The sequence below is a fragment of the Pimelobacter simplex genome (assembly GCF_024662235.1).
In the GTDB taxonomy this organism is placed as follows: Bacteria; Actinomycetota; Actinomycetes; order Propionibacteriales; family Nocardioidaceae; genus Nocardioides.
Genome location: NZ_CP096276.1, coordinates 3436508 through 3454037 on the forward strand (window position 1 = coordinate 3436508; position 17530 = coordinate 3454037).

Here is a 17530-nt window from a genome sequence, read left to right on the forward strand (position 1 = left end):
GGCGGTCCCACCGGACCGCGCGGCCCGAGCGCCCCGCCGTCGTACGCCGCCCCGCGGCGCAGCCGGTGGTCGCGCCCGCGCACCTACGTCCGCCTGGTGCTGCTCGCGCTCGTGCTGTGGCTGGTCTACCTCGTCGCGGTCCCGGTCGTGGCGTGGAACCGGGTCGACAAGGTCGCCTTCGAGCCCTCCGGCGAGCGTCCGGCCGACCAGCCGGGCACGACCTACCTGCTCGTCGGCAGCGACTCACGCGCCGGGCTCTCGCCCGAGGAGCGCAAGAAGCTCCACACCGGCGACGCGGCCTCCGAGCTGACCGACACGATCATGCTGCTCCACACCGGCGACGGGCCGACCACGCTGATCTCGATCCCGCGTGACTCCCCGCTCAAGATCCCTGGCTTCGGGGTCTCCAAGATCAACTCGGCCTACGCCAAGGGCGGCACGCCCCTGCTCGTGCAGACCCTGGAGAACGCGACCGGCGTCCGCATCGACCAGTACGTCGAGATCGGCTTCGGCGGTCTGGTCGGCGTCGTCGACGCGGTCGGCGGCATCGAGATCTGCCCGAAGCAGCGGATCCGCGACAAGGACTCCGGCCTCAACGTCAAGAAGGGCTGCCAGGAGGTCGACGGCACCACGGCGCTGGCCTACTCCCGCGCCCGCAAGTACAGCCCGATCTCCGACCTGGCCCGGGTCCAGCAGCAGCGCGAGGTCGTCGCAGCCGTCGGCGACAAGGTGCTCTCCCCGTGGTCGGTGCTCAACCCGGTGCGCTGGTGGAGGCTCAACTCCGCGGTCCCCGACTTCTTCCGCTTCGGCGAGGGCGCCGGCCCGTTCACCGCCGCGAAGTGGGCGCTGGCGATGACCAAGGTCGAGAAGTCCTGCACCGTCCCGCTCGCCCGGGCCGACACCACGTGGGACACCCAGCGCGCGAAGCAGCTCTTCGGCAAGGTGATCGACGACAAGACCGACGAGATCACGCCCAAGCTGTGCACCGCGACCGGCCTGGCCGACCGCTGAGGAGCGACATGACCTACGAGACCCTGACCTGGACCGTCGACGAGGACGGCATCGCGACACTGCTGCTCGACCGTCCCGACGCGCTCAACGCGTTCGACCTGACGATGGCCGGCGAGCTGCTCGAGGTGTTCACCACCGAGGCCCGCGACGACGCGGTCCGCGCGGTCGTGGTCACCGGCGCCGGGCGCGCCTTCTGCGCCGGGATGGACCTCTCCGCCGAGGGCAACGTGTTCGGCCTCGACGAGACGCTGTCCTTCACCCCCGAGGAGTTCCGCGCCGGGTACGACGAGCCGCCGTTCGCCGACGGCGTGCGCGACACCGGCGGCAAGGTCACCCTGGCGATCCACGCGCTGCCCAAGCCCGTGATCGCGGCGATCAACGGCCCCGCGGTCGGCATCGGCGCGACCATGACGCTGGCCATGGACCTGCGCCTGGCCTCGACCAAGGCCCGGATCGGCTTCGTGTTCGGCCGCCTCGGGATCGTCCCCGAGGCGTGCTCGACCTGGTTCCTGCCGCGCATCGTCGGCATCCAGCAGGCCCTGGAGTGGGTCTACTCCGCCGACATCCTCACCGCCGAGCAGGCCCACGCCGGCCGGCTGGTGCGCAGCCTGCACGAGCCCGACGACCTGCTCCCGGCGGCCTACGACCTGGCCCGCTCCTTCGTCACCGACCGCTCGCCGGTCGCGCTCGGCCTGGCCAAGCAGCTGCTCTACCGCAACAGCGCCGCGGCCGAGCCGCTCGAGGCCCACCTGAGCGACTCGCTCGCGATGTACTGGACCTCGATCGCCGACGGCAAGGAGGGCGTCGCGGCGTTCCTCGACAAGCGCGCGCCGCGGTTCTCCGGCCGGGCCTCCGCGCTCCCGCCCCTGGGCTGAGCCGGGTGACCCGCGCGGGTCACATCGCCATGAAGAGGATCTCCTCGCGGCTGTACTCCCGCCCCGGGTGCTCGGCCGCGAGGTGCTCCTGCACCGTGGCGACCAGCTCGTCGTCGGTGTCGGCGCGCAGGGTGGTGTCGCAGGGACAGCGCAGCGAGGGCATCACGAACCTCCAGGGATAGAACAGGTTTCTGTTCTGGGCAGCCTACCGCCGCTGCGCCCACCCCGGCGCGGCGTCCGGACGCGGACATGACTCCGGCCGCCCCCGCAGGCAGGGGCGGCCGGAGTCAGGATCCGTGGTGGTGCCTCAGGCGGCGAGGACGCCGCTGCGCCGCCGGCCGTAGCCGACCCCGCCGACACCGGCCGCGACCAGGCCGCCGCCGAGCAGCAGCCAGAGCAGGTCGGGGCCACCGGTGTTGGGCAGACCGTTGTCGTCCTTGTCCGGCGTACCGCCGGCGCCGATCCGGAAGTCGGTGAGCGCCGAGGACGGCAGGAAGGTGTCCGCGTCGTCGGGCGTCAGCGCGGCCCGGGCCAGGTAGGAGCCCTTGGGCAGGCGCGGACCCTCGACCGAGACGACCTGGTCGACGAAGTGGACCGTGGTGGTGAACACCGGCGCGGCGACCAGACCCCGGGCGTTGCGGGCGGCGGAGCCACCGGCAGAGACCTGGATCGCGATGTCGCCCTCGGGCGGCGTCGGGTAGTTGGCGCTCGCGCTGACCTTGAGCGTGATCGGCTTGCCCGGACCGTTGACCACGACCTCGATGTGGGTCTGGGTCGGGATCTTCGGCGAGTACGGATCCGCCGATGCGGCGGCCGTCGGTACGACGACGAACGCCGCAGCCAGTGCCGCGAGCGCGACGAGTTTCCTGAGCACGTGTGCCTCCTTGAACTTTCCCCATGCAACGACCCGAGAGTTCAAGGTGCCGGGCGGTGCACGACCATCCTAGGGGTACGTCAGCCGTTCGTGGGTGTCGTCTCGATCAAGTGTCCGAAAACGACCGACCGGTTGTCGGTGTGGAAGATCTCCGAGCAGGTGAGCAGGGTGATCAGCGAGTCGCCCGCGTCGGCCGGTGGCTGGGTGCCGCCGGAGCGCGGGTTGACGGGCTTGGGATCGAGCACCCAGGTCTGCGTGAACGGGATGATCAGGTCCTCGCCGCCGGTGTCGAGGACGTAGGTGTAGGTCGCCTCGCGGGTCTCGACCACGACCTTGTCGCCGGCCCGGAGCTCGGGGAACTTCGCGAACGGCTCACCGTGGGTGACCCGGTGCCCGGCGAGGACGTAGTTGCCGACCTGGCCGGCCTCGGTGTCCTCCATGTGACCCACGCCCGCGGCGAGCACCTCGTCGCTGGCGCCCTCGAGCACCGGGATCGAGTAGTCCTTTCCGAAGCGCGGGACGTGCAGGATCGCGGTGGCGTTGCCGAAGTCGGTGCGGATGACGTCCTGACCGTCACCCCAGCCCTTCTCGATCGCCTGCCGGACCTGGTCCTGGCGCTTGTGCGACTGCCAGTTGGTCCCCCAGAACTGCCAGGCCACCCAGGCCAGGATCGCCACGCCCGCCAGGATCAGCCCGCAGCCGAACCAGAACGAGATGCGCCGCCGGGTCGACGGCTTGGCGGCCGTGGCGGTGCCACCGCCGGCCGTGCTCCCCGGTCGCGAGCGTCGCCGGCGAACCCGCTCGGGCTCCCCGTCCGGCAGGTCGGTCTGCGTCATCAGTCCCCTCCTCGGGACCCGTCGGAGGGCCCCACCCCATCCAACGCGACGCAGCCGCTGGTGTCACGCCCGGCGGCGTCCCACCTCCACCAGCCCGCCGCCCGCGGCGACGAGCCCCAGTCCGGACAGGAGCACGAGCAGCGACGGGCCACCGGTGTTCGGCAGGCCGTCCGGCGGCGGACCGTGGTCCTCGCCGCCGATGCCGAAGGGCGCCTCGTCGCGGCACCCGGTGTAGCGGTTGCCCTGCGGGGTGAAGCGCACGCGAGCGGTGTGCTTGCCCGGCTTCATCCGCGGGCCGACGATGCGCAGCGGTGCGCCGTCGTAGGCGACGGTCGTCGACCACGGCTCGGAGTTGAGGGTCAGCCGGACCGTGCCGCGCGGGTCCTGGCCGTCGGAGGCCTCGACGCGCACCCGCACCACGACCCGCTGGCCCACGACGGCCGCGGGCACGCTGACGTGGCAGCTCGTCGGCACCTTGGGCGAGTACGGATCGGTGTCCGCCCGGGCGGCGCCCGGAACGCACAGAGCCACGACGAGGAGCGCGATGACCGCGCTCGCCAGCACCAGAAGTCGACGCATCGAACCCCATCTCCCCGAAAGACGTAACAGGGACGGCCCCCCACCGCCCGAACAGAGGCGAAACCACTGGCTCAACGCGGTCAGGTGACCTGGGTTACGTCGAAAATCGTCATTTCGCGAACTCAACCCGATTTCTACGTGCGCGAATCTGTTTCGTTTGCTAATGCGCGCTCAGGTCAGGGGTGCAGCCGGAGCGTCAGGTCGACCTCCAGGTGCACCGTCCGGCCGATGACGAACGACGGGACGCGCATCCCGAGCGGGCTCCGGTCCAGGTCCCCCGCGACGTGGACGACGACGTGCCCGGCGCCGTGCTCGGCGACCCGCACGGCGAGGTCCAGCGGCGCCGAGCCGCCGCGGGCGCGCAACCGGGCCCGGGCCCGCCAGCCGTCGGGCGTGGGCTCGACCGCGGTGGTCTCGACCCGCGCCACCGGGTGCTCGTCGGTGCCGAGCAGGCCGGGTGAGCGCAGGTGCGCGTCGCGCCGGGCGAGCCCGGTGTCGATCCCGGCGAGGTCGAGCTCGACGAAGGCGCCGGTGACCGTGCCCGCGTCGTCCACGACGGCGCCGCCGCCGACGAGCGGGACCGTGCCCCGGGTCGTCGTCGCCAGCTTGTCGCGCACCCGGAAGCGGGCGCTGCTCGTGCGCGGGTCGAGGCTCCACACCCCGGTCGCGACCGCCGTGCTCACGACGCCACCTCCCCCAGGTGGGCGCAGGCGCCGGTGGCGTCGGCGACGGTGAGCTCGGCGATCCGGTCCGGGCCCGGCAGCAGCGCCGGGTCCTCGCCGGGCAGCAGCGGCGAGGTGGTCACCCGCTCGCGCAGCGTGGCGAGCGTCGCGGCGTCCCGGGCGAGAACGACGACCGCCTGGGCGCCGTCCGGTCCGACCGCGCGGACGGTGCCCACCACGCCCGCGAGGTCGGGGTCGGTGTCGAGCAGCGGCATGATCCGCTGCCGGCTGGCGTGCTCCGCGGCCCGCACCTGCTCCTCGGTGCGCGGCCCGTCGAAGGTCAGGATCAGCATCTGCATGGGGTCCTCCTCAGGTCCGGCGTGCTGGTCGATCTCGGTGCGGCCGACTCTGCGCCGGCGCCGTCCCGAGCGCCTCAGTGCTGGCACGCAGATCCACCACGCAACCGGCGCCCGCGGCGCGATACTGGGCCGGTGAGCGCCGCGGAGGCCTTCGGCCGCGAGCCCCAGCTCGCCGTCCTCGGCGCGCTGCGCGCGGCGGCGCTCGCGGGGCGCGGCGGGCTCGCGGTCGTCACCGGCGAGCCCGGCATCGGCAAGAGCCGGCTGGCCCAGGCGGCCCGCGACGCCGCCACCGACGCGGGCATGACGACGGCCCGGACCTACTGCGTCGACGACCGCGGCGCCCCACCCCTGTGGCCCTGGCACCGCCTCGCCGAGCAGCTGCCCGGGCTGGCGGCCGCGCTCGACGCCCCGGGGTCCGGGGCGGAGCCGGGCGTCTTCCGGCTGGCCGAGCGGGTCCGCCGGGCGCTCGCCGCGGACGGTGCCGCGCGGCCCCTGCTCCTGGTGGTCGACGACCTGCAGTGGGCCGACGCGCCCACCGTCGACCTGCTGCGGCACCTGCTTCCCGAGCTGCCCGGCCTGCCGGTGCTCGTGGTGGCCACGGCCCGCGACGAGCCCGGCCCCTGGACCGGGCTGCTGCGCTCCAGCGCGGTGAGCGTGGTCGAGCTCGACGGACTGGACCACGACGCGCTCGCGCACTGGCTGCGCCACGAGGCCCCGGCCTGGGCGGAGCACGCCGCCGACCTCCGCGCCGCGACCCACGGCAACCCGTTCTTCGTCCGCAGCCTGCTGAGCACGCCCGCGGGCTCCCTGGACCAGGGCCTCGGCGAGCTGCTCGCCGCGCGGCCGACGCTGCGCGGCCTGCTGACCTCCGGCTTCCGCGCCCTCCCCCACGACGTACGGCGCACGGTCGGTCTCGCCGCCGTCCTCGGCGAGCACCTGCGACTCGACGTCCTGGCCGCCGCGACCGGCCACAGCGACGACGAGGTGGCCGGCCAGGTCGGGTCCCCCGCCGCCCGGCACCTCCTCGGCGAGGGCGACGGCACCGTCGCCTTCCGCCACGCACTGGTCCGCGACGCCATCGCCGCCGACCTCGCCCCGGCCACCCGCCGCGCGGCCCACGCCGCCGCCGCGGCGGCCCTGGACGCGACCGGCGATCCCGCCCTGGCCGGCGCCGTGGCCCTGCACTGGCGCGCCGCGGGCGACGACGCCGACACGGCCCGGCGCTGTTTCGCCGCCGCGCGGGACGCGGCCGCGCACACCGCGGCGCACCTCTCCCCCGGCCAGGCCGCGGACTTCTGCCGGCTCGCCCTCGACGTGGCGCCCGGCGACCTGCCCGGCACCGAGCGGATCGCCCTGCTCCTCGACCTCGCCCGCCACGCCTGGGCGGCCGGTCAGCCCCTGCCCGCGCTCGACGCCTGCCGGGAGGGCATCGACCTGGCCGAGGCGGCCGGGGACGCCGCGACGATGGCGGCGTTCGCGCTCGTCCCCCAGGGGATGGGCGCCTCGCCGGCCGCGGTGGCCGCGGGAGAGATGAGCCGCCGCGCGCTCGCCGTACTGCCGGAGGGGGCGGTGGCGACCCGGGCCCGGCTGCTCGCCCAGCTCGCCGTCACCGCTGCCGAGCAGGCCGCCACCGAGCCCGCCGACCTGCCCTCGGCGGACGCGCTCTCCGCCGAGGCCCTCGCGCTGGCCGAGCGCAGCGGCGACCGGGCCGCCGAGCTCGAGGCCGTCGCCGCCCGGCACTTCGCGCTCTGCCACCCGGCCGCGCTGGAGGAGCGGGCGGTACTGGCCGAGCGCGCCGTCGTCCTCGGCCGGTCGGCGGACACCACCATCGGCGAGCTGTGGGGCCACCTGTGGCGGGCCGACCAGGTGCTCCAGCGCTGCCGCCTCGACGAGCTCGACGCCGTCATCGAGGCCGTCGACCGGGTCGCGCAGCGCCGCGGCTCCCCCGTCGCCCACTGGCACGCGCTGCGGCTGCGCGGGCTGCGGGCCCAGGCGGTCGGCGACTACGACGAGGTGCTCGCCCTGTGCGAGCAGGCGGACGTGATCGCCTTCCAGACCGACGACATCTCGATGATCGGCGTCCAGATGGCGCTGCGCGTCAACGTCGCCCTGGTCCGCGGCACCGCCGACGAGCTGGCGCCCGACCTCGTCGCCGGCCTCGAGCACGCCCCGCCGCTCCCCCTGGTCCGCGCGATGCGGGCACGCCTGCGCTTCGCCCTCGGCGACCGGGCCGGCGCCGAGCGCCAGCACGCCGCCCTCCGCTCGCTCCCGAGCCGGCTCGCGCGCGGCCCGCGCTGGGCCCCGACGCTGGCCATGATCGGCCTGTCCGCGGTCAACCTCGACGACGCCGAGACCGCCCGCACCGTGCACACCCTGCTGCTGCCGATGAGCGGCCACGGCGCGGCCGACGGCAGCGGCGGCCCCTACTTCGTCGGCAGCGCCGACTGCTGGCTCGGCCTCTTCGCCCGCACGTACGGCGACCGGTCCCGCGCCGCCGAGCACTTCCGCACCGCGATCGAGGTCGACGACCGGATGGGCGCCCGTCCCGCCGCCGCCGTCGACCGCCTCGAGCTCGCCGACCTCCTCGCCGCCGCGCACCCTGCCGAGGCCCACGACCTGGCCCGCACCGCGGCCGCCGAGCTCGCCGCCCTCGACCTGCCGGGGCCGCTGCGGCGTGCGACCGCGCTCATCGCCGGCACGCGCGCCGTACCGGCGGGGTTGACCGAGCGCGAGTGGGAGGTCGTCCAGCTCGTCGCGACCCCCAAGACCAACCAACAGATCGCCGACGAGCTCGTGCTGTCGGTGCGCACGGTCGAGACCCACGTGCGCAACGCGCTGGCCAAGCTCCAGCTGACCTCGCGGACCGAGCTGGCGGTGTGGGTGCACCGGCGCTGACGCAGCCGGTTCGTGTCACCCCTGAAGGGTTCGCCAGAACTCGTCGGCAGCGCTCGCGGCGTCCTCGACGAGGATCTCCAGCTCGGTCTCCACGCCGGACTCCTGCATCTCCCGGGCGAACACGCCCGCACCGGGACGCTCCCCTGTGGTGAACAGCCGAACTGCCTCGTGCAGGTCTGTCCGGTACCGCTCGAGCAAGTCCCTGGAGCCTGCGTCCGCGAGCACCTGGGCGGCCCGAGCAGGGCCGCCGGCCGTGTTGTACAGCAACACGTAGGCGAAGTCGTAGTAGTCCTTGTCGTGGCCACGACCGACGATCGCAGCGGCCTTCGACATCAGGTAGCCGCCCAGGCCCGCGAAGCGCAGGGCCACCTCACCCCCGCCGAGCTCCTCGGGGACGACCAAGACGCGCAGCCGGGTGTCGTTCATCGCCGCTCCCGGCCCCAGGAGATTCATCGCAGATGTCTCCGCGCAACCCGGGAGGACGATCGGGTGGATGTCCTCGCCCTGGACATCGCACAGGAGCTCCAGCTTGATCGTGGCGCCATGGAGCTCGAGTCGCCACCGCCAGCCGACCTTGGTCTGTTCGTCGATCGTGAATCCGGCGTCCCGCAGCGCCTTCTCCAGCCACCCGAAATCCAGTTCGTCCCGGTCGTAGACGAAGCCGACCGAGAGCAGGATGTCGACGTCGTTCGTCCCTTGGTGCGGCACCGGTGGATCCGAGGTGAGGAACTCCGGATTCAGCCCGCCGATGACGACGAGCTCGTGACGGTGGCTGTCGAGCCTGACCGCGAGGCGGACGAGTGCCTCCTCGGCAAGCTCCCTGCCACGAGCGCTCCGGCCTTCGTCAGTAGCCAAGGACGACCTCCCTGAGGTGATCGGCGGCTTCCTCGCCACGCGCACCCGCGGCCAGCAGGTCGGCGTACAGCCGGGCATCGGAGGCGACCGGGCCGATGGCCGACATCCTGGAAAGTCCCACCACGTGCGGTTCGGCGCGCGTGAAGACGACGCGAGCACCTCGCTCGACTCGTCTGAGGTGCGCGGCATCGAGCACGTGGTCCACCTGGTCGTCGAAGTACTCGGGCTCGAGGTAGAAGGTGATCGTCGGCACCTCGGTCGCGAAGGGCGCGCGCTCGTCCGCAGCCAACCATCCGGTGAGGCACCACGTGCCGTCGGGAAGAACGGGAGCCAGGCGTTCGACGACGAAGTCGGCCGCGCCCCGCCAGGTGGCGTGCGCCCGGACCGAGCGTTCGTGACGCCGCCCCTGCCAGCTCGCCCAGCTGCTCAGCAGACCTGACGGATCGTCCACGACGCGCCGCGCCCCCGGACCGCGCTCGGACCCGGCCTTGCGCGTCCAGTCCTGTCGGTCGAACCCCTGAAGCACCTTGCTGACCTGCGCTGGCGAGATCTGCACCGTCACCGCGATCGCGCCGATCGGGGGCACGATCACCCGGTCCCCGGGATCGGTTCGCTCGCCGTGCATCGCCAGGAGGTACTCAGCGACCGCTCCGGCCGAGGCCGACCAGCGCCAGCCCTCGGCAGCAGGCTGTACAGCGACCGCTCCGCCGCGAGCAACGAGGAGGCCCGGCGGAGCGGCGATCCTGGCGTGTCCTCGCTCGTCGGCCCAGCCGAGGCCACGGGCTCGCAGTCGCGCAGCCACCGAGCCCGAGATACGGCGCGCCACGACGACGGGGACCTCGGCGAGGTCCTCCTCCCCATCGACCACATCGACGAGTGCTTGATCGACGTCCTGGGGAAGTCCTTCACCTGCCCAGACGGGAGCAAGCGAGTAGGACCAGCCCCCGGCACCGACCCGCACGACCGAGCGGTCACCGGCCTCGTGCACCTCGACGTCCGCACCGAGGTCCGTCAGGAGCTCGCGCAGGGTCTCGACAGCGCGCTTGTTTCCTTTCTTCACACCAAGAGAGTAGCAGGAGAATAGGAAACAAGGCCCCGGGCGTAGTTCCTTCCTTTTCTCCTTTCACTGAATCCAGGAGAGAATAGGAAACAAGATCGGAGCTCGGGCTGAGGTGCACCGGCGCTGACGCAGCCGGTGCACCCCTCCCCCATCAGCCGGCTCAGCGCCGGACGAGCAGCGCCACCCGGCGGTTGACCTCGCGCTGGTGCGCGTTGCCGCCGATCATGGCCGGGCGGCTCGGCCCGAAGCCGACCGTCCGCACCTCGATGCCGCGCTGGCGGCTCTTGAGCACCGCGCACACCGCCTTCGCGCGCTGCTTCGCGAGCACCCGCTCGCGACGCACGCTCCCGGCGTAGTCCGCATAGCCCTCGCAGGTGAGCGCCCGGACGTTCTCCAGGCTGCGGGCGAGCACGACGAGCTGGCGGCGTCCGGCCGGGGTGAGCCGGGCCGAGTCGAACCGGAACAGGCCGGTCACCTGCACGCCCTGGCGGGCGCCGAGCTGGTGCCCACGGACCTGGCGGGCCGGGACGGCCAGCGTGCCGTTGCGGGTGCGGTGCAGTGCCTTGGTCGCCCGCAGCGGGCCGGTGGCCCGGGCCGGGTGGGCCGGCACCGGGACGAGCTTCTGGCGCTCGGCCTTGGTCAGGGGGTCGCGGTACCACCGCACCGGGGTCACCGGAGGCGCCGGGGCCACCGGCGTCACCGCGGCCGACGGGGCGGACTCGTCCGAGTCGCCCTTCGCGTTGGTGGCGCGGACCGTCACGCGGTACGCCGTGCCGTTGGTCAGGCCGCCGACGGTGCACGGGCTGCCGGGGCAGCTCGTGGTCGCGCCGCCGGGGCTCACGGTCACCGTGTACGCCGTGACCGGCGACCCGCCGTCGCTCTGCGGCGCCGAGAAGGTGACCGCCACGCGGCGGTCGCCGGCCTTGGCGGACACGCCGGTCGGCGTACCGGGGGCGCCCTGCGGGGTGACGGCGGCCGACGGGTCCGACGCGGCGGAGTCGCCGTGGTCGTTGGTCGCCTGGACGGTGAAGGTGTAGGCCCGGCCGTTGTCCAGACCGCCCACCGTGCAGGGGCTGCCGGCGCACGTCTCGGTGGCTCCGCCGGGAGCCGCCGTGACCGTGTACGACGTGATCGGCGTGCCGCCGTCCTTGGTGGGCGCGGTGAACGAGACCTCGGCCTCGCCGTCACCGGCCTGCGCGGAGACGTCGGTCGGCGCCCCCGGCACGGCCACGGGCGTGACCGCGGCGGAGGGGGTCGACTCGTCCGAGTCGCCGTTGGCGTTGGTGGCGTGGACCGTGAAGGTGTACGCGGTCCCGTTGTCCAGGCCGTCGACCGTGCAGGGGCTGCCGGCGCAGGTCTGGCTCGCGTCGCCGGGCGCGGCGCTCACCGTGTACGACGTGACCGCCGATCCGCCGTTGCCGGCGGGCGCGGTGAAGGACACCTCCGCCGCACCGTCCCGCGGCGTCGCGGAGACCGCGGTGGGCACGCCGGGACGGCCGCTCGGCGTGACGGCGGCCGAGAGCGCCGAGGGAGCCGAGCCGCCGACGTCATTGGTCGCGACGACGGAGAACCTGTAGGCGGTGCCGTTGGTCAGGTCCGCGACGGTGCAGGGGCTGACCGAGCAGGTCGCGGTCGCGGGTCCGGGGTCCGCGGTGACCGTGTACGAGGTCACCGCCGCGCCGCCGTGGTCGGCCGGCGCGGCGAAGGACACCTGCGCCTCGCCGTCGCCGGGCTGCGCGGAGACACCGGTCGGGGAGCCGGGCGTCGTCGCGGGCGTGACCGCGGCCGACGGGGCCGACTCGTCAGAATCGCCGTTGGCGCTGCTCGCCCGGACCGTGAACGTGTACGCCGTCCCGTTGTCCAGGCCGCTGACCGTGCAGGGGCTCCCGGGACAGACCCGGAACGCATCGCCCGGGCTGGCGCTCACCGTGTAGGACGTGATCGCCGAGCCGCCGTCGCTGGCCGGCGCGGAGAAGGACACCTCCGCCGCACCGTTCTTGCGCGTCGCGGAGACGCCGGTGGGGACGCCGGGGACCGCGAGACCGTTGAAGGTCATCGTGACCGAGCCGGTGGCTCCGTCGCCCGCGATCAGGCCGGGCAGCTGGATCCCGCCGGTGCCGGGCCGGACCGCGATGCTCGCGCCGGAGAGATAGGCCGAGGCGAGCGACGAGCCGCCGCCGCCCCCGCCCGTGTAGACGTTGAGGATGCCCTGGCTGCCGGCGCCACCGCCGCCGCCGCCGGCGTACCCGCCGCCGCCGCTGCCACCCACCGAGCCGTTGGGGTAGGCCCCGCCCGCACCGCCGCTCGCGACCGTCGGCGCCGCGGGGTTGTTGGACGCGCCGGTGACACCGGCGTTGTAGTTGCCGACGCCGCCCGCGCCGCCGCTCCCCCCGATCGCCGGCTGGCCCGGCGCGGCGAAGGTGACGTTCTCGGCGGTGCCGGCCGAGCCGGCGTTCCCGCCGTCGCCGTTGTACGCACCACCGCCCCCAGCGCCGGCGATGGCGAGCTTCGCGATCAGGTTCTGGTTGCCGTCGAGGGCGAAGATGCCCGAGCCGCCGCCGCCGTAGCCCTTGCCGTTGTTGTTGCCGCCCCCACCGGCGCCGACGACGACGTGCAGGTAGGCCGTCCCGACGGGGAGGGTGAGGCTTCCGGTGACCTCCGCGCCGTCGCCGCCGATGTGCTGGCGCGCGGGATAGCCCGCGCCGCCGCCGGCCCCGACCACCTCGAGGTCGACGTCGGTGGTGCCGGACGGGACCCCGAGGGTGTAGGTGCCCGCGGTCGCGCACGACACGGAGCTCAGCAGGGCCGGCGTCGTACCGTCGGCGCAGGGCGAGGTCGCCGGCACGGCGCTCGGCACGGCCATCGGTACGGCGGTCGCCGCCGGCGCGGCGAGCGCGACAGCAGCGGCGACGCCGACCGAGACGGCCAGAGCCGTCCGACCGGCACGGCGCGCCCGTCGCGCCCTGGGGGGTGTGCGATCAGAGAAAACCATGACCGGAGCGTCACAGTCGCGGGACCGTCCCTGGGCCGGAACGGGACCGAAATGGCAGACCGGTCAGAAGAGTCGGGACTTAGTCCCCGCCCGCTCAGATCTCGCTCTGGACCCCGGCCAGCAGCTGGCGCGCCATGACGATCCGCTGCACCTGGTTGGTGCCCTCGTAGATCTGGGTGATCTTGGCGTCGCGCATCATCCGCTCGACCGGGTAGTCGCGGGTGTAGCCGTAGCCGCCGAGCACCTGGACCGCGTTGGTGGTGACCTCCATGGCGACGTCGGAGGCGAAGCACTTGGCCGCGGCACCGAAGAACGTCAGGTCGCTGTCACCCCGCTCGGAGCGGCCGGCGGCGGCGTAGGTCAGCTGGCGCGCGGCCTCGACCTTCATGCCCATGTCGGCGAGCAGGAACTGCAGACCCTGGAAGTCGGCGATGGACTTGCCGAACTGCTGACGCTCCTTGGCGTACGACAGGGCGTAGTCGAGCGCGCCCTGGGCGACGCCGACGGCCTGGGCGGCGATCGTGATGCGGGTGTGGTCGAGGGTCTGCATGGCGTACTCGAAGCCCTTGCCCTCCTCGCCGATGATCCGGTCGCCGGGGATGCGCACGTTGTCGAGGTAGACCTCACGGGTCGGCGAGCCCTTGATGCCGAGCTTCTTCTCCGGGGCGCCGAAGGAGACGCCGGCGTCGGACTTCTCCACGACGAAGGCGGAGATGCCCTTGGTGCGCGCGTCGGGGTCGGTGGTGGCCAGGACGGTGTAGAACTCCGACTCCCCCGCGTTGGAGATCCAGCGCTTGGTGCCGTTGAGGATCCAGCCGTCGCCGTCGCGCACGGCGCGGGTCTTCTGGTTGGCGGCGTCGGAGCCGGCGTCGGGCTCGGAGAGGCAGTACGAGAAGCCGCCCTCGCCGCGGGCCAGGGCGCCGAGGTAGTGCTTCTTGAGCTCCTCGGAGCCGCCGATCATGACCGGCAGCGAGCCGAGCTTGTTGACCGCGGGGATCAGCGAGGCGGAGACGTCGGCCCGGGCCACCTCCTCGATGACCAGGACGGTGGCGAGCGCGTCGGCGCCGGCGCCGCCGAACTCCTCGGGGACGTGGGGCGCGTGGAAGTCGGCGGCCTGGAGGGCGGCGGCGGCCTCGTGCGGGTAGCGGGCCTCCTCGTCGACCGCGGCCGCGAAGGGGGCGACCTTGGCGTCGCAGATCGCGCGGACGGCCTCGCGGATGGCCTGGTGCTCCTCGGAGAGGGCGTACATCGGGAAGTCGCTCACGGCGGTTCATCTCCTGCGGGTCGATCGACGGTACTCAGTATCGTACTCGCGGGACTGCGTTCCGTCGAGCTAGCCTGGGCCGGTGCCCGTGACCGCCACCTCTCGCGACCGTCTCGTCGCCGCCGCCTTCGAGCTCTTCGCGGGCCAGGGCTACGACGCGACGACCGTCGACGAGATCGCGGCCCGGGCCGGGACCGGGCGCAGCACGTTCTTCCGTCACTTCCGCGGCAAGGAGGACGTCGTCCTGCCCGACCACGAGGCGCTGCTCGGCCGGGTCGGCGAGCGGCTGGCGACCTCGTCCCCGACGGGGCACGAGGTGGCGCTGCGCGAGGCGGCCGGGATCGTGCTCGCGCACTACCTCGCCGAGGGGCCGACGGCGCGGGCGCGCTACCGGCTGGCGAGCAGCGTGCCGGCGATCCGGGACCGCGAGATCGCGAGCGTGCAGCGCTACGTGCGGCTGTTCGCCCAGCACATCCACCGCTGGCTCGACACCGAGCCCGACGGGCCGCTGCGCGCCGAGCTGGTCGCCTCGGCCGTGGTCATCGCCCACAACCACGTGCTGCGGCGCTGGCTGCGCGGCGAGACCGACGACGACGCGGCCACCGAGGCGCTGCTCGACCACTCCCTGGCGCTCGCGCTCCCCCTGCTGCACGGGCCGGCCGCCGCCCCCGGCGCCGGTACGCCGACCGTCGTGATCACCGGCGAGGGCGCCGACGTCGAGCAGGTCGTCCGCGCCGTGCGCGACGCGCTCGGGAAGAAGCCGGGCGCGCCCGGCCTTGGGTCCTCATGAGCACCCCGGCGCACCTGGATCCCGCAGCGATCGACCTCATGCTCGACGAGCTCACCACGTGGGCGGTCGTGGGGCTGTCCGGCAACCCGGACCGGACGGCGTACCGGATCGCCGAGCTGCTCCAGCAGCGCGGCAAGAAGATCGTGCCGATCCACCCGAGCGCGCCGACGGTGCTGGGCGAGCAGGGCTACGCCACGCTGGCCGACGTCCCGTTCCCGGTCGACGTGGTCGACGTGTTCCGCCGCTCCGAGGACGCGGGCACCTTCGCCGACCAGGCGGTGGCGATCGGCGCGAGCGGGGTCTGGTTCCAGCTCGGTGTCGTCGACGAGGCGGCGTTCGAGCGCACCCGCGCGGCGGGCGTCGCGATGGTGATGGACACCTGCCCCGCGATCGAGTGGCGCCAGCGGGGTCACTGACCCCGGACGACGGCGCCCTTCGCCTCGGCGACGGCCTTGAGCTCGGCCTGGAAGGCCGTCATCCGCTCCTGCAGGGCCGGGTCGCTCGCCCCCAGGATCCGTACAGCGAGCAGCCCGGCGTTGCGCGCCCCACCGATCGCGACGGTGGCGACGGGCACGCCCGCCGGCATCTGCACGATGGAGAGCAGCGAGTCCATTCCGTCGAGGTACTTCAGCGGCACCGGTACGCCGATCACCGGCAGCGGCGTCACCGCGGCGAGCATGCCCGGCAGGTGCGCGGCACCGCCGGCGCCGGCGATGATCACCGAGAGCCCGCGCCCGGCGGCCTCCTGGCCGTAGGCGAGCATCTCGGCGGGCATCCGGTGGGCCGAGACGACATCGGCCTCGTAACCGATGCCGAACTCCTCGAGCGCCTCGGCGGCCAGCTTCATCACCGGCCAGTCGGAGTCCGAGCCCATCACGATGCCCACGCGCGCAGTCATGGGCGCAAGGCTAGGCCGTCGTCAGTCGCTGTCGTTGCCGAGGTCGCCGCGGAACCACGCCGCCGCGTGCCGGGCCCGCTCCAGGCAGTCGTCGAGGTCGTCGCCGTAGACGTTGACGTGACCGACCTTGCGGCCGGGCCGCAGCTCCTTGCCGTAGAGGTGCACCCGCAGGTGCGGGTCCCGGGCCAGGGCGTGGGGGTAGCCGTCGTAGAGGCGGCCGACATCCGGGTCGTCCCCCCCGAGGATGTTGACCATCACGGTCCACCGGGCGCGCGGCTCGGGCGAGCCGAGCGGCAGGTCGAGCGCGGCGCGCAGGTGGTTCTCGAACTGGCTGGTGACCGCGCCGTCCTGGGTCCAGTGACCGGTGTTGTGGGGGCGCATCGCGAGCTCGTTGATGAGGATCCGGGTGCGCCCCTCGGCGTCGACCGCCTCGAACAGCTCGACCGCGAGGATGCCCGTCACGCCGAGCTCGCCGGCGATGCGCAGCGCGAGCTGCTGGGCGGCGGTCGCGGCGTCGGCGTCGAGGTCGGGCGCGGGCGCGACCACCTCGCGGCACACGCCGTCGACCTGGAGCGTCGCGACGACGGGGTACGCCGCCGCCTGGCCGCTGGGCGAGCGCGCGACCAGCGCGGACAGCTCGCGGCGGAAGTCGACGAGCTCCTCGGCGAGCAGCCGGACGCCGGTGGCCGCGTCGGCGGCGGCCGCGGCCAGCGGCTCGGCCGCGTCGGCGAGGGTGCGGACCATCCAGACGCCCTTGCCGTCGTACCCGCCGCGGGACACCTTGAGCACGCACGGCAGGCCGAACGCGGCGACGTCCTCCTCGGAGGCGACCACGGCCCAGCGCGGCTGGGGGGCGTCGAGGCGGGCCATCGCCTCGCGCATCACGATCTTGTCCTGGGCGTGCACGAGCGCCTCGGGGCCGGGGTGGGCGATCACGCCGTCGGCGGCGAGCGCGCGCAGGTGCTCGGTCGGGACGTGCTCGTGGTCGAAGGTGACCACCGAGCAGCCCTCGGTGATCGCCCGCAGCGTCGCCAGGTCGCGGTAGTCGCCGACCTGCTGGTCGGGGATCACCTGGGCGGCCGAGACGCCCTCGGCCTCGGCCAGGAGGCGCAGCGGGACACCGAGCGCGACGGCCGGCTGGGCCATCATCCGAGCGAGCTGTCCGCCTCCGATGACGGCGATGCGGGGGGCGAGTTCGGTCGAGGACACGGCCGAACCCTAACCGGGCGGTGAGGCTTACGCCGAGCCGGTGTGCTCGGCCGCGGTGGCCAGCTCGAAGCGCAGCCCCTGGCCGCGGATCGTGGTGATCAGGTGCGGCTGGCGGGTGTCGTCCCCGAGCTTGCGCCGGACCCAGCCGAGGTGCACGTCGATCGTCTTCGACGACGTCCAGAAGGTGACCCCCCAGACGTCGCGCATGAGCTCCTCACGGCTGACCACCGAGCCCGCCCGGAGGATCAGCGCGTGCACGAGGTCGAATTCCTTGCGCGACAACAGGATCTCGCGGTCCCCACGCCACGTGCGACGGGTCATCGGATCGACCCGAACGTCCTGCACCTCGATCACACGCTCAAGGTAAGGAC

General features: G+C 73.8%; 18 protein-coding genes. 5 read left to right on the plus strand and 13 right to left on the minus strand.

Going from position 1 to position 17530, the window contains the following annotated elements; translation table 11 throughout:
* The first annotated feature begins 96 nt into the window (after positions 1 to 96).
* Complete coding sequence (locus M0M48_RS16845) at positions 97 to 1011, plus strand: LCP family protein (protein WP_257759252.1); 915 nt, start codon at positions 97 to 99, stop codon at positions 1009 to 1011.
* 8 nt (positions 1012 to 1019) lie between these two features.
* Positions 1020 to 1886 carry a crotonase/enoyl-CoA hydratase family protein gene (locus M0M48_RS16850; RefSeq protein ID WP_257752023.1) on the plus strand — a complete coding sequence of 289 codons (867 nt, stop codon included), beginning with the start codon at positions 1020 to 1022 and terminating at the stop codon, positions 1884 to 1886.
* 19 nt (positions 1887 to 1905) lie between these two features.
* On the opposite strand, the gene M0M48_RS16855 is transcribed toward M0M48_RS16850, so the two are convergent.
* The 6 genes from M0M48_RS16855 to M0M48_RS16880 form a co-directional block, all read right to left on the minus strand.
* On the minus strand, positions 1906 to 2049 hold the full coding sequence (locus M0M48_RS16855) for a DUF1059 domain-containing protein (RefSeq protein WP_257752024.1): 144 nt from the start codon (positions 2047 to 2049) through the stop codon (positions 1906 to 1908).
* A gap of 144 nt (positions 2050 to 2193) precedes the next feature.
* Complete coding sequence (locus M0M48_RS16860) at positions 2194 to 2760, minus strand: LPXTG cell wall anchor domain-containing protein (RefSeq protein ID WP_215814793.1); 567 nt, start codon at positions 2758 to 2760, stop codon at positions 2194 to 2196.
* A gap of 80 nt (positions 2761 to 2840) precedes the next feature.
* Positions 2841 to 3596: a class E sortase gene (locus M0M48_RS16865; RefSeq protein WP_215814792.1), complete on the minus strand. Its 756-nt coding sequence runs from the start codon at positions 3594 to 3596 to the stop codon at positions 2841 to 2843.
* 63 nt (positions 3597 to 3659) lie between these two features.
* A complete protein-coding gene (locus tag M0M48_RS16870; RefSeq protein ID WP_215814791.1) occupies positions 3660 to 4175 on the minus strand; it encodes a hypothetical protein in 516 nt (171 codons plus the stop codon).
* Positions 4176 to 4351: 176 nt separating this feature from the next.
* A complete protein-coding gene (locus M0M48_RS16875; RefSeq protein WP_257752025.1) occupies positions 4352 to 4858 on the minus strand; it encodes a YceI family protein in 507 nt (168 codons plus the stop codon).
* On the minus strand, positions 4855 to 5196 hold the full coding sequence (locus M0M48_RS16880) for a hypothetical protein (RefSeq protein WP_257752026.1): 342 nt from the start codon (positions 5194 to 5196) through the stop codon (positions 4855 to 4857). Before M0M48_RS16880 ends, M0M48_RS16875 begins: the two co-directional genes overlap by 4 nt.
* Before the next feature lie 132 nt (positions 5197 to 5328).
* Between M0M48_RS16880 and M0M48_RS16885 the strand changes: the two genes are divergently transcribed.
* Positions 5329 to 8091 carry an ATP-binding protein gene (locus tag M0M48_RS16885; RefSeq protein ID WP_257752027.1) on the plus strand — a complete coding sequence of 921 codons (2763 nt, stop codon included), beginning with the start codon at positions 5329 to 5331 and terminating at the stop codon, positions 8089 to 8091.
* Between the two features lie 15 nt (positions 8092 to 8106).
* On the opposite strand, the gene M0M48_RS16890 is transcribed toward M0M48_RS16885, so the two are convergent.
* From M0M48_RS16890 to M0M48_RS16905, 4 genes are all read right to left on the minus strand, one after another.
* A complete protein-coding gene (locus M0M48_RS16890; protein ID WP_257752028.1) occupies positions 8107 to 8946 on the minus strand; it encodes a hypothetical protein in 840 nt (279 codons plus the stop codon).
* Positions 8936 to 10006, minus strand: a complete 1071-nt coding sequence (locus tag M0M48_RS16895; protein ID WP_257752029.1) for a hypothetical protein — start codon at positions 10004 to 10006, stop codon at positions 8936 to 8938. The genes M0M48_RS16890 and M0M48_RS16895 overlap by 11 nt, the downstream gene beginning before the upstream one ends.
* A gap of 160 nt (positions 10007 to 10166) precedes the next feature.
* Entirely contained in the window at positions 10167 to 12998 is a 2832-nt protein-coding gene (locus tag M0M48_RS16900; RefSeq protein ID WP_257752030.1) for a fibronectin type III domain-containing protein, read from the minus strand.
* A gap of 94 nt (positions 12999 to 13092) precedes the next feature.
* On the minus strand, positions 13093 to 14247 hold the full coding sequence (locus M0M48_RS16905) for an acyl-CoA dehydrogenase family protein (RefSeq protein WP_257754496.1): 1155 nt from the start codon (positions 14245 to 14247) through the stop codon (positions 13093 to 13095).
* A 97-nt stretch (positions 14248 to 14344) separates the two neighbouring features.
* On the opposite strand from M0M48_RS16905, the gene M0M48_RS16910 reads away from it, so the two are divergent.
* Together M0M48_RS16910 and M0M48_RS16915 are read left to right on the plus strand one after the other, a co-directional pair.
* Positions 14345 to 15052: a TetR/AcrR family transcriptional regulator gene (locus tag M0M48_RS16910; protein ID WP_257752031.1), complete on the plus strand. Its 708-nt coding sequence runs from the start codon at positions 14345 to 14347 to the stop codon at positions 15050 to 15052.
* Positions 15049 to 15468: a CoA-binding protein gene (locus tag M0M48_RS16915; protein ID WP_215814784.1), complete on the plus strand. Its 420-nt coding sequence runs from the start codon at positions 15049 to 15051 to the stop codon at positions 15466 to 15468. The genes M0M48_RS16910 and M0M48_RS16915 overlap by 4 nt, the downstream gene beginning before the upstream one ends.
* Here M0M48_RS16915 and purE read toward each other — a convergent pair.
* Genes purE through M0M48_RS16930 form a run of 3 tightly spaced genes read right to left on the minus strand, consistent with a single transcriptional unit; the run spans position 15462 to position 17480 of the window.
* On the minus strand, positions 15462 to 15950 hold the full coding sequence (purE, locus tag M0M48_RS16920) for a 5-(carboxyamino)imidazole ribonucleotide mutase (RefSeq protein ID WP_215814783.1): 489 nt from the start codon (positions 15948 to 15950) through the stop codon (positions 15462 to 15464). The two genes, M0M48_RS16915 and purE, sit on opposite strands and share 7 nt — an antisense overlap.
* A gap of 21 nt (positions 15951 to 15971) precedes the next feature.
* A complete protein-coding gene (locus M0M48_RS16925) occupies positions 15972 to 17159 on the minus strand; it encodes a 5-(carboxyamino)imidazole ribonucleotide synthase (RefSeq protein ID WP_257752032.1) in 1188 nt (395 codons plus the stop codon).
* 27 nt (positions 17160 to 17186) lie between these two features.
* Entirely contained in the window at positions 17187 to 17480 is a 294-nt protein-coding gene (locus tag M0M48_RS16930; RefSeq protein ID WP_252373164.1) for a winged helix-turn-helix domain-containing protein, read from the minus strand.
* Between the last annotated feature and the right edge of the window lie 50 nt (positions 17481 to 17530).